The organism is Capnocytophaga sp., assembly GCF_030532915.1.
Classification (GTDB): domain Bacteria; phylum Bacteroidota; class Bacteroidia; order Flavobacteriales; family Flavobacteriaceae; genus Capnocytophaga.
This window is the reverse complement of the sequence record NZ_JAUNKD010000053.1, coordinates 1-11,877: the sequence shown is the minus strand read 5'-3', so window position 1 is coordinate 11,877 and position 11,877 is coordinate 1. Positions and strand designations below refer to the sequence as shown.

The 11,877-nt window shown below is 44.1% G+C and carries 7 protein-coding genes; 3 read left to right on the top strand and 4 right to left on the bottom strand.

Going from position 1 to position 11,877, the window contains the following annotated elements; genetic code table 11:
• The first annotated feature begins 71 nt into the window (after positions 1 to 71).
• The 3 genes from Q4D72_RS11350 (at position 72) to aspS (ending at position 7,276) form a co-directional block, all read left to right on the top strand.
• Positions 72 to 4,625, top strand: coding sequence for a hypothetical protein (locus Q4D72_RS11350; RefSeq protein WP_303077978.1), 4,554 nt, complete (start codon positions 72 to 74; stop codon positions 4,623 to 4,625).
• 70 nt (positions 4,626 to 4,695) lie between these two features.
• Positions 4,696 to 5,424: a lipocalin family protein gene (locus Q4D72_RS11345; RefSeq protein ID WP_303077977.1), complete on the top strand. Its 729-nt coding sequence runs from the start codon at positions 4,696 to 4,698 to the stop codon at positions 5,422 to 5,424.
• A gap of 106 nt (positions 5,425 to 5,530) precedes the next feature.
• On the top strand, positions 5,531 to 7,276 hold the full coding sequence (aspS, locus tag Q4D72_RS11340) for an aspartate--tRNA ligase (RefSeq protein ID WP_303077976.1): 1,746 nt from the start codon (positions 5,531 to 5,533) through the stop codon (positions 7,274 to 7,276).
• 254 nt (positions 7,277 to 7,530) lie between these two features.
• On the opposite strand, the gene Q4D72_RS11335 is transcribed toward aspS, so the two are convergent.
• From Q4D72_RS11335 to Q4D72_RS11320, 4 genes are all read right to left on the bottom strand, one after another.
• A complete protein-coding gene (locus Q4D72_RS11335) occupies positions 7,531 to 8,871 on the bottom strand; it encodes an alpha-L-fucosidase (RefSeq protein ID WP_303077975.1) in 1,341 nt (446 codons plus the stop codon).
• A 168-nt stretch (positions 8,872 to 9,039) separates the two neighbouring features.
• Complete coding sequence (locus tag Q4D72_RS11330; protein WP_303077974.1) at positions 9,040 to 10,743, bottom strand: beta-N-acetylhexosaminidase; 1,704 nt, start codon at positions 10,741 to 10,743, stop codon at positions 9,040 to 9,042.
• A 150-nt stretch (positions 10,744 to 10,893) separates the two neighbouring features.
• On the bottom strand, positions 10,894 to 11,550 hold the full coding sequence (locus Q4D72_RS11325) for a hypothetical protein (protein WP_303077973.1): 657 nt from the start codon (positions 11,548 to 11,550) through the stop codon (positions 10,894 to 10,896).
• Between the two features lie 144 nt (positions 11,551 to 11,694).
• Positions 11,695 to 11,877: hypothetical protein (locus Q4D72_RS11320; protein WP_303077972.1), on the bottom strand; the 183-nt coding region annotated here is incomplete at its 5' end.

Below are 11,877 nucleotides of genomic sequence, written 5' to 3'. Positions count from 1 at the left end.
AATATTTTCAAGAGATAAATTTTTATTTCAATTTTTTTCTTACTTTTGTCGGTGCATTAAATCAGTTTGTTATGGCTCGTATTTTCCGTTTGTTTTTGTTTTTTGCAAGTTTTCCGCTTGTTCTTTTTTCTCAAAATCTTCCTTGGAATCAATCTTTTGATCAAGCTCGCTGGGCAGAATCACTTGAAGACATTACCGAACTTCCCGTGGGTATTCGCGAAACCAAAGACGGAATGGAGTACGCCCTTATCATCACCCAAGCCACCTTTCTGCCCGACCAAACGGTGGTCAATGCCTATGCCCGCCTGACGCTTCCCGACAGCCAAAGTCCAAATGGCAAAAAACAACTTTTTTTCGGGGCTACGGGGCTTTCCTTTTCGTACGAAGGGCAAATTGTAGGCGATATGCGCCTTTCCCTGTTGGGTGATGTGAGTATCAGTTCCAATAAAAATTGGACTTTTTTGCTGCGTGGCGGTAGCATCAACACCCAAACGGGCGATACCCAAAACGATGTAACCTATCTCACTTTTGATTGTGACGGCATCAAAGAAATTGCCTTAAACGGAATCATACAAGTCTCTCCCGAACTGATAGTTCCAGTTGATACACAGACATATACACCTATTCCTAATGCGCGGGTCGAAACCGCCGTAGCGGTCAAAGCCAGCCATTGGAACAACCTTTTGCTGAAAATTTCATTGCCCGCTTTTGCCATTACAAAACAAGTGCAAAACAACCAGCGAGGCGCTTTTGTGTTTGAGGCAGAAGACGTTGTCTTGGATATGAGCGATACCGAAAACGCTCCCGAATTGGTTTTTCCAAAAGGCTATGATGATTATTTCGTGGCAGAAGCCGAATCGTGGCGTGGGTTTTACATCGGGAAACTCAAAATTACCTTACCTGAGGAGTTTAAAAAATCGGAACAGCGCGTAAGTTTTGCCGCTCAGCAGTTTATTTTGGATTCGTACGGCGTTTCAGGTAGTTTTTCGGCTGAAAATCTCATTACCATAAACGAAGGAACTACTGCAGGGGGCGACAATGCGTGGCGCTATTCCCTTGATTTTATCCGTGCCGATTTTGTGGCTTCCAAAATTAAAGGCGGAGCACTTTCGGGGCGAATTCTACTTCCGATTCAGTCGGTTGATAGTGAAGAAGATGTGGTTTCTGAAACCCGGGTTTCCGATACGCTTTCCACTCCCAAAAAAAATCAAAAAACAGCCAAAGGGCTTCATTTTGCAGGTACGTTCACCGATGATGATTATCTTCTGAAAGCCGCCTCGCTTGAAACCCTTTCGTTTGATTTATGGAAAGCTCGTGCTTTTATTGAGCCTTCTTCGTACATCGAATTGCAAATTAAGGATAAAAAATTTCTGCCCAAAGTGGTTCTTGATGGAAAAATGACACTCAGCGAAAATGAAACCGATGAAAACACATATCATTTTCAGGGAATTACCTTTAAGAAATTTACCCTCCAAACCGAAGCACCTTATATTTCAGCAGAGCATTTCGGAGCCGAGGGCGAACAACGATTGGCAGGTTTTCCCGTGAGTGTCAAAGATGTAAATGTGATGTTTCAGGGCAACCGTGCTGCTTTGAATTTGGGCATTCGGGTAGGTTTGCAAAAAGATAAATTTTCTGCCGAAGGCGGATTTAGCATTTTTGCCAAAAAAGAAAATTCTGTTTGGAAATACGATGATTTTCAGGTGAATAGATTGGAGCTAAAAAACGTAGATGTGGTGGTTGCTACTCTTTCCGGTGAGCTGGAACTGATGCGTAACGACCCCACGTACGGCAAGGGCTTTAAAGCTCAATTGGCTGTCAATATAAACTCTCCTGCTATTGAATTAGAAGCCAGCGCCGTGTTCGGAGCTAAAGATTTCCGATATTGGGGCTTTGATGCAATGGTTAATGGCTTGCATATTCCGGCTTCGTTCGTAACCATTACGGGGTTTGTAGGTGGGGCGTATTACCGAATGCGTCCCGCTGACGGGGTAATGTCAAAAAAAGATGCACAAGGCAATGTGTCCGGACTAAAAAGAGCCTTTGATTTAGTGCCTGACGAGTCGATGGGCTTGGGACTGAAAGCCGGTGTTTTAGGGGCGTTTCAAACAGAAAAAGTGGCCTCATTCATCGCCGTGCTTAGTGTGCAAACCAATGCCGGAGGCGGTCTGGCACGCATCGGTATTGATGGGGAAGCTACGGTAATGTATGCCTTGCAGCAGAAAATGAAAAACCCGTTCCAATCGCTTCAAAACGGATTTACATCACAAGTGAACAAGCTGGTGGATATGGACAAGTTTGCAAAGTCAGATAAAAAAATAAATGTTCTTGACACTTCCGGGACCAATACCCCCGAGAGCATAACCTTTTCATTAGATGCAGATAAGCAAACCAAAGAAGCTCCTATATATGCCAAAATGTCAATGAGTTATGATTTTAATCAGAAAGCCTTTCACGCCAATATGCAAGCGTATATTAACGTGGCAGGGGGCATCGTACGGGGTACGGGAACTGATAACTTGGCAGGGCGAGCCGTGATTCACGCCGATCCAAAAGACTGGTACATCCACATCGGGACTTCGCGCGAAATGATGGGCTTGCAAGTGGGCTTTGGTGGTTTTAACATCGCAGCGAAAAGCTATTTTATGGTGGGAACTAAAATTTACGAAACACCCCAACCTCCCGCCAAAGTAGCCGAAATTTTAGGTTTGAAAGCCAACGATTTGGGGTATATGCAAAGCCTCAATCAGCTTGGCGAGGGCAAAGGGTTTGCCTTTGGGGCGCATTTGAATTTCAATACAGGACCGATTAATGCCGGATTTGTATATGCCCAATTTGCTGCTGGTTTGGGGGCTGATATGATGCTCAAAAACTACGGAAACGCACATTGCAAAAACCGAAGTGGCACGTTGGGAATCAACGGTTGGTATGCCAGTGGGCAAACGTATGTGTATCTGCAAGGCGAGGTGGGCATTCGTGTGAATTTGTTTTTTGTACGTAAAAACATTCCGATACTTTCGGCAGGGGCAGCTGCCATTTTGCAAGGTACCGGACCTAATCCGTTCTGGGCAAGAGGCTATCTCGGCGGGTATTACAACGTGTTGGGCGGACTGATAAAAGGGCGTTTCCGGCTAAAAATGGAATTCGGTGAGCAGTGTGAGCTGGCACAAGAACAAGTGTTGGGCGGTATGAAAATTATTTCCGATGTGTCGCCTTCCGATAAAAGCGATAACATTGATGTCTTTACCGCACCTCAGGTGAGTTTTAATTTGGAAATCGATAAACCGATTGTCATTCCCGAAGATGACGGTGACCATACGTATGTTGTCAAACTCGAAAAACTGGAAATGACTGACGCACAAGGCAGAAAAATAGACGGAAAATTGCAGTTTGGCAATTCTACCGACGTAGCGAATTTCGTCCCTACCGAAACGCTTTCGTCCACCACACAATATAAAATCACGGCAGAAGTGAGCTTTCAAGAATTGAAAGGCAATACCTATCAAACCGTGATGGTTGATGGTAAAAAAGCAACCGAAAAGGAAGAACGCACCTTCACCACGGGGGTGGCGCCGCAGTTTATCCCCAATAAAAATATTCAATATGCGTATCCGGTGCTTGACCAGAAAAATTATTTTACTGATGAAACGCAAGAAGCCTTCATCCAACTTAAACAAGGTCAGGCGTATTTGTTTGAATCACAACATTGGAATACCGAGTTGTACTTAAAAGCCGATAACGGCAACGTAGCCTCGGTAACGCCCCGTTACGATGCCGGTAAAAATCTGATTACCTACACGATGCCTAAACTCGGCACAGCCACCAAGTACACGCTTTCTATTGTGAGTAGCAGTAAAAATAAGAGTACCGTAGTGCAACCGAAAACTGGCAAAAAAACAACCGAGAAGGTAACTGCCGGTTATGACGATTCACAGGCTGAAACCTCGGCGGTTATCCGAAGCAATAAAGCCCAATCCTCTGTAAAAGATGCTGATTTTGAGCGATTGAATTATGCTTTTCAAACCAGTAAATACAAATCGCTTAAACAAAAATTAAATGCTTTTAAAACCGAACGCAAGTTGTGGAGCAGTCCGGCTTCGGGTGTGGTGATGTTGTTTAACCGAATGAACAGTGATGAGCCTTTTGAAACGGCTGAACTTTCAGGAACGATTTATACCGATAGCAAGCCTTTGTTGTATGCCGAAGCCCTTTTGGAAGATGCGTATGATGCGGTGTTTAAGAAATATTTGTATAGTAACGGGTTGATTGTTAATCTTTTGAAAAGAGAAGCTGCTAATGGGTACATCGGTTTTCCGCCCAAAGAAGCCATTTCGGTATTGAGTTCGTACTCCGAAAATTTGACAAACAATCCGCATAGTCTTACGCTGAAAACCGATTTTCCGTATCGTTATGATGTGTTTATTTTTTACCGAAATGATTGGACAACTTTACGTAATTATATCTCCAATCAGTCGGCTAATCGGATGTTAAATCCCACTTGGGAAGCCGAATTTATGGAGCGCCCCTTTCCGGTAACGCCCGAGAAAAAGTACAAAGCCACGCTGAAATACCGCTTGCCTAACGGAAAAACCACCTCCGAAGTGCCGTATTTTTATGAGTTTTAGTTTTTATTTGCTCAATTCTTTAAGAATGCGTTTATTTGAAACTTAATAACCCAATAAAAAAATAATGATGATGAAAAACATTTTAACATTGGCTTTTGTAGCCCTGACCATATTGGTTTCTTGCGGAAAAAAAGACCTGCCTGACAATCCTGCTGAACAAACTAAAAATCCGTTTGTAGGCATCTGGAAAATTGTTTCCGAAACAGATAATGGTAATGATTTACTCAATGTTTGCCGAAAAAACGACAGCTACACTTTCAATGAGGATAATACCTACGTAAGCATACACAACAACATTAGCGGCGGGGAGTGTGCAATAGAAGAAGGTAACGGAACATATTCCTTTACGGAAAACACGATAAAAATTATCAATACAAAGACAGGAAGCGAAGAAACCGCTAAATTTGAGATAAAAGGAACGAATTTAACAATCATAAACGGAACTTACAAAGCTGTTTATGAGAAATTTCAAAATCCACTAATCGGAACTTGGGATATACAAACCCAAACTGTAAACGGAACTTTAAATAAACTTTCAGATTGTCAAAAGAAAGAAATGCTGGTTTTTACCGATAGAACGATTAATCGGATAGAATCAGAAGAAAAAAACGGGCTTTGTGTTTCTTTGGGAGATGACATTGCTACGTATGTCATTTCAGGTAATAAATTAATTGAAATAAGCGAAGGGGAAAAGGAAGTGTTTACTTTTGAAGTAAAAGAAAATATCCTTACGATGAATTTGGAGGAGAAAGACAATAATACGGTGATAACCACAATTGTAACCTACAAAAAAAGGTAAGTGTATGTTTCTAATTTGAGGAATTATGCGTAATGATTTTACGATTTTCAATTTCTTAGTTCTCAAATTTTCACTACCTTTGCCCACATAAAACAAATCTCCAAAAATGTACAGAACACATACTTGTGGCGAGCTTCGCCTTGCTGATGTAAATAAAGAAATCACCCTGAGCGGTTGGGTGCAGAAAGTCCGCAACAAAGGATTTATGGTTTGGGTGGACGTTCGCGACCGATACGGCATTACCCAGCTGATTTTTGACGAACAACGCACCGAGCCGAAAGTCTTGCAGCTGGCGGCAACACTTTCCCGCGAAGACGTTATCCAAGTAACGGGTAAAGTCATTGAGCGTGAAGCAAAAAACAATCACATCCCCACGGGCGAGGTTGAAATTCTGGTAAGCCAACTTACCATTCTCAACAAATCGGAATTACCGCCCTTTACCATTGAAGATAATACCGATGGCGGAGAAGATATCCGTATGAAATACAGATACTTGGACATTCGCCGTACGCCCGTTCGCAATAACCTGATTTTCCGACACGAAGTAGCGATGCACGTCCGCAATTATCTTTCCAAAGAAGGATTTATTGAGGTGGAAACGCCCGTTCTGATAAAATCAACGCCCGAAGGAGCCCGAGATTTCGTTGTGCCTTCGCGTATGAACCAGGGCGAGTTTTACGCACTTCCGCAGTCGCCACAAACCTTCAAACAATTGTTGATGGTGGGCGGGTTGGACAAATATTTCCAAATCGTGAAATGTTTCCGTGATGAGGATTTACGAGCCGACCGCCAGCCCGAATTTACCCAAATCGACTGTGAGATGTCTTTCGTGGAGCAGGAGGATATTATCAACACCTTCGAGGGACTTACAAAACATCTGTTGCAGGAAATCAAAGGGGTTTCTATTGACAAATTCCCGCGAATGACCTACGCCGAAGCGATGAAAACCTACGGAAACGACAAACCCGACATTCGTTTCGGAATGAAATTCGGCGAGCTGAACGATATTGCACAACACAAAGATTTTAAAGTATTTAACGAAGCCGAGTTGGTAGTCGGGATTGCCGTGCCGGGAGCTAACAACTACACCCGCAAGGAAATTGACGCACTTATCGAATGGGTAAAACGCCCGCAAGTGGGTGCCTCGGGAATGGTGTATGTGAAATGCAACGAAGACGGCAGTTTCAAATCGTCCGTAGATAAGTTTTACGACGAAAACGACCTTAAAAAATGGGCGGAACGCACTCAGGCTAAGGCAGGCGACCTGATTTGTATCCTTTCGGGGAAAGCCGACAAGGTGCGCACCCAACTTTCAGCCTTGCGTATGGAACTTGCCGAACGTTTGGGGCTTCGCAAACCCGACGAATTTGCTCCGCTTTGGGTGGTGGATTTCCCATTGTTGGAGTTTAATGAAGAAGAAAACCGATTTTTTGCGATGCATCATCCGTTTACATCGCCCAAACCCCAGGATGTTCCTCTTTTGGAAAGCAATCCTGCTGCGGTACGGGCAAATGCCTACGATTTGGTGCTTAACGGAAATGAAATCGGCGGTGGTTCCATTCGGATTTTTGATAAAGAACTGCAAGCCAAGATGTTTTCACTTTTGGGCTTCACGCCTAAGCAGGCAGAGGCACAGTTTGGCTTTTTGATGAACGCCTTTAAATACGGAGCACCGCCACACGGAGGCTTGGCATTTGGTTTTGACCGTTTGGTAGCCATTCTGGGCGGACAAGAAACCATTCGCGATTTTATCGCCTTCCCGAAAAACAACTCGGGGCGTGACGTGATGATTGACGCACCTTCGCCGATTGAAAATGCACAATTGGACGAGTTGCATATCCGTTTGAAATAATTTTACTGTTGGACGAATAAAGTCTCGTTGAGCAAGGTGATACCATTCTGCTCAGCATATGATTTTATGGCATATTTTGGTGCCGGCGTAGGGATACGTCGGCACTTTTTTGTGTTGAGGGGCGTTGTTTTAAAAACAAGTTCGGCATCTTTCTTTGTAATTGCTTACTTGATAAGGATTACAATGAAAAGACACCGAACTTTTGTTTGCTAAAAACAGATGTTTGGCTTGTGTGAAGGCTTTTTATTATCTGTTTACGGCTTGGGAAGCTCCTTTTCAAAGGTGAGTTCAAGCACGTAGTCGGGTGATTCGGGTTGTTGCGGGAATTTTAGCAGTATTCCGTCTTTGTCTTGACTGAATTTAAGAGTTTTTCTGCTTTTAAACTCAACGGCTTTGATGAGTTTGTTCCCCGTGTAGGGCAAAAACAGGGCTTTGTCGGTCAAGTCCAGCACGTGAACGTACAGCGTTTTCCCTTTTTGGGTGGTTACGCCCCAGTGTGCGGGCGGTATGATGCCCCCGCGGGTGCCCTGAATGGTGGGGGCGTAGGTCTGCATCCAGTTGCCCATTTCTTTAAGGCGCTGAACGGCTGTTGCGGGAATGTTTCCGTTGGCTTCCGGTCCTACGTTCATCAGCAGATTGGCGTTTTTGCCTGCCGCTTTGACCAGATAGTGAATCAAGGTTTTGGTGCTTTTGTAATTCTGGTCGATGATTTTGTATCCCCACATTCCGTTCATTGTTTCACAGGTTTCCAGCGGTAGGCGACTGATGTCTTGCCCTGATAATCCGGCTTTGTTTTCCCCCGGAAGGTCGCGTTCAAATATCTGAATGTCTTCACCGGGAAACGGTGTGATGTGGTGATTATTCCCGATAAGGCAGGCGGGTTGCAGGCTGTGAATGAGCCTATATTGGGCGTTTAAATCCCAGGTTTTTGCGGTCATTCCGTCGGGGGCGATGTCCTTGTCCCACATTCCGTCGAACCAAATGGCGCCGATGTTGCCGTAGTTGGTCAGCAATTCGGTGAGTTGCTTTTTCATAAAGTCGTGATAGTCTTCCCATTTGCCGTGTTTGTCGCGTCCGGTGCCTTTGCCGGTACGCCCCAGCGGGTAATAGTCTGCCCGTCGCCAATCGAGGTGCGAGTAATAGAGGTGCAGGCGTATTCCCTGCTTTTGGCATTCCTGTGCAATTTCTTTGATGATATCGCGCTTGAAAGGAGTGGCTTTCACGATGTTGTAATCACAATGTTGGGTGTCAAACATTGAAAAACCGTCGTGATGGCGGGTGGTTATGGTAATGTATTTCGCTCCCGATGTTTTAATGGCGCTTACCCACTCGGCGGCATTGAAGCGGGCGGGGTAAAATCCGGCGGCAAGCTTTTCATATTCCTGCCAATGGAGGTTTTTGTTGTGCATCACCCATTCGCCATCGGCAAGCATACTGTAAATGCCCCAGTGAATGAAGATGCCGAACTTGTCGTCCTGAAAGGTTTCTCTGGCTTTGAGGTTTTCGGAGGTTGGTTTGTAGTCGGGTTGCGCTTTTACCGAGGTTATGGCAAGAAAAATCCCGATGATGCTTGTAATGAAGTGTTTTGTTGTCATATTTTTTGTGTTTAGGGTTGATGGTAGTTGTTTTAGGTGCTTCTTATTTCATTCTTTCTTTGTTGGGTTCTTAAAAAAAGAAGTTAGAAAAAAGATTTGTTTTGTCTGTTTAAAAGCAAATCCCCTTCATCATTGCTTGACGAAAGGGATTTGTTTATAATGAGAAATCTATTTTTTCTCGTTGAACATATGTTTGGCGTAATTTACCTTCATTATATCGAGAATGTTGCGAATAGAAGGAATACGCTCTTTGAATTGCTCGTAGTTTTTCTGTGCTACGGGCGTCCATTGCACTTCGGAAAGGGCTGTCATACGCGGTGCGACCATATACTCGGCTTGCTCGGGCGTGTGGATGTACTCCGTCCAGAGGTTTGCCTGCACGCCCCAGATGAGTTTTGCTTGTTCGGGGATGAACTCGGCAGGAACGGGGTCGTATGAGTATGTTTTTTCAACAGTGGTGAGGCAACAAATGCTTAGGTAAGGCTGTTTGGTTTCGGCATCGACTTTATCTTGGTAATGGTCAAAGTAACAATATCCTCCGGGGGTCATAATGGCTTTGTGTCCGGCTTTTGCCGCTGCAATTCCGCCTTCCACACCTCGCCAGCTCATTACGGTTGCATTGGGTGCTAATCCGCCTTCCAAAATTTCGTCCCAGCCGATAATTTGGCGCCCTTTTCCGTTTAGGAATTTCTCCACACGGCTGATGAAGTAACTTTGCAGTTTTTCTTCTTTGGTGTGTTTCTTGCCGTCCATCGGATTGGGTTCCGTGTCGTCTTTCAAGCCCAATTGTTTGATAACTTCTTGTGCTTGTGCCGATTCTTTCCATTCTTTTTTAGGTGCCTCATCGCCTCCGATGTGGATATATTCACTTGGGAAGATGTCCATCACTTCGGTCAGCACGTCTTCCAAGAATTGGAAGGTTTCTTCCTTGGGAGCCAAGACCTGATCAAACACGCCCCAGTATTCCGCAACTTTGTACGGACCTGTTCCGTTACCGAGTTCGGGATAGGCAGCCAAAGCGGCAAGCATATGTCCGGGCATATCAATTTCGGGAATAACGATGATGTGGCGCTCGGCGGCGTATTTGACAATTTCGCGGGCTTCTTCTTGTGTGTAGAAGCCTCCGTAGCGTTTTCCGTCGCCTTTAAAGGTTGCCCCTTCATAGGCGTGCGGGAAGTTTTTACCGATGGCGGTTTGCTCACGCCACGCCCCGACTTCGGTCAGCTTGGGATACTTTTTAATTTCCAACCGCCAGCCTTGGTCTTCGGTTAGGTGCCAGTGAAAACGATTCATTTTGTGTAGCGCCAACAAATCGATGTACTTTTTGATGAAGTCCATTGAAAACATATGGCGCCCGACGTCCAAGTGCATTCCGCGATAGGCAAAACGAGGGGCATCTTCAATTTTCGCAGCCGGAATAACAAAGTGCAATTCGTTATTTTCGGTGTTTACTTCGGTGATGAGCTGGCGCAGGGTTTGCAATCCGTAGAAAACACCTTGCGCTTTGTTTGCGCTAACGACAATCAGGTCAGCATTTCCGTCGATTTTGTAGCCTTCGGCACTTGATACGTTTGCATCAAGGTGCAGGTAAATTCCTTTATCGAATTTGGCATCTTTTCCTAAGGCAACCTCTATTCCGGTTTGCAGTTTGATGTACTCTTTAAGGAATTCGGCTTCTTTTTGAAGCTCGTTGTCGAAATAAATTTTCGTTTTTTCATTGAGCCAGAAACGCCCGTTTTGCGTTTCCATCTTCTGCGGAAGCGGCACTACCTTATAGTCGCTTGCCACGTTTTGCGTTTCGATATACGGATTTTGTTGTCCGCACGAAACCAATGCAAATGCCAAAGCTATGGCACAGATGTATTTTTTCATACGTTTTAATTTATATTGTTAAAAATTAATTTACGCTGTTTTGAGCTTTGTTTTGGTGCAAATATACGTCTTTTTGTTTATCTTTCCTATATATATGGTGTTGAAAATTTCAAGCATAAAAAAAGATGCCCTCAGGGGCATCTTGTTGTGTTATGAACTTCGTGTGAATTTGCCGAGGCTTTCCAGCAATTGGGGCTGGTCGTCCAGCGCAATCTTGGCGATGCTGTAAAACTCGCGCACCCACTTTTCGAGTGCCTCAAAGGCGGCGTCTTTGTTTTGGGTTGCCTGCTGGCTTTCGCCTTTTTCGTTGGTGTAATGCAGATATGCCTGCCGCACCTCGGTAAGGGCTTTGAGTTGCTCAGTGATGTGCTCGTCGGTAATTTTGAGTCGTTTCAGCGGGGTGCGGAGTTCTTCTCTCACTTGCAATTGTTTGTAAAACGTGTCGATATCGTCAAGCAATTTATTGATGCGAAGGCTCATAATCCCTTTGACTGCCAAGACGGTAAGGATGGTGTTTTCATCTTTAAAGACGATTTTTGCCTTCTTACGGTCGGTGGTGTAGGTTTTTTTCAGTTCCTCAAACTTTTTGCTGAACGCATCGTATGCCATTTTTTCTTCGGCGGATTCGGTTTTGTTCAGGTCGAGTTTTGCTGCGGCACTGTCATAGAGGGCTTTTCCTTTGGCGATTTCGGGTTCGTCATAGCCGTACTCTGCCAGTTCGTTTTTCAGCAATTCGTTTTTGCTGATGTTCTCAAAAATGGCTCCATAATTGTGGAACGCTTCGATACTGAGTCTTGTCCTTTTCATAAAGCTTTTTTTAAAATATTAAACAATTGTTTTTTAATTCATTTTGAATTATTTATAGCAAAAACTATTCCAAATATTGTTTTTGGTGCTATTTTTTGATTTAATTTTTTAATAATAATCGTAGATTAGATTTCTTGAAGATAGTTATAAGGGGATTTTGATGGCTGTTTCGTGAGTTTTTGAGTTCTTTTTACCTTTAAAATTGATTTTTATTACAAAAAACGGCTCGATTTCCTGTTTTTTAGTGTTTGTTTTGTGTTTCTGAACGTTCATTTTGCATTCCCGAGTGTTTATATTGCGTTCCCGAACGTTCATTTTGTGTTCCCG

What these genes read in the sequence shown, in the direction of transcription:
- Q4D72_RS11350 (WP_303077978.1), top strand. Translation starts at nt 72, where the DNA reads ATGGCTCGTATTTTCCGTTTGTTTTTGTTTTTTGCAAGTTTTCCGCTT.
- Q4D72_RS11345 (WP_303077977.1), top strand. Translation starts at nt 4,696, where the DNA reads ATGAAAAACATTTTAACATTGGCTTTTGTAGCCCTGACCATATTGGTT.
- aspS (WP_303077976.1), top strand. Translation starts at nt 5,531, where the DNA reads ATGTACAGAACACATACTTGTGGCGAGCTTCGCCTTGCTGATGTAAAT.
- Q4D72_RS11335 (WP_303077975.1), bottom strand. Translation starts at nt 8,871, where the DNA reads ATGACAACAAAACACTTCATTACAAGCATCATCGGGATTTTTCTTGCC.
- Q4D72_RS11330 (WP_303077974.1), bottom strand. Translation starts at nt 10,743, where the DNA reads ATGAAAAAATACATCTGTGCCATAGCTTTGGCATTTGCATTGGTTTCG.
- Q4D72_RS11325 (WP_303077973.1), bottom strand. Translation starts at nt 11,550, where the DNA reads ATGAAAAGGACAAGACTCAGTATCGAAGCGTTCCACAATTATGGAGCC.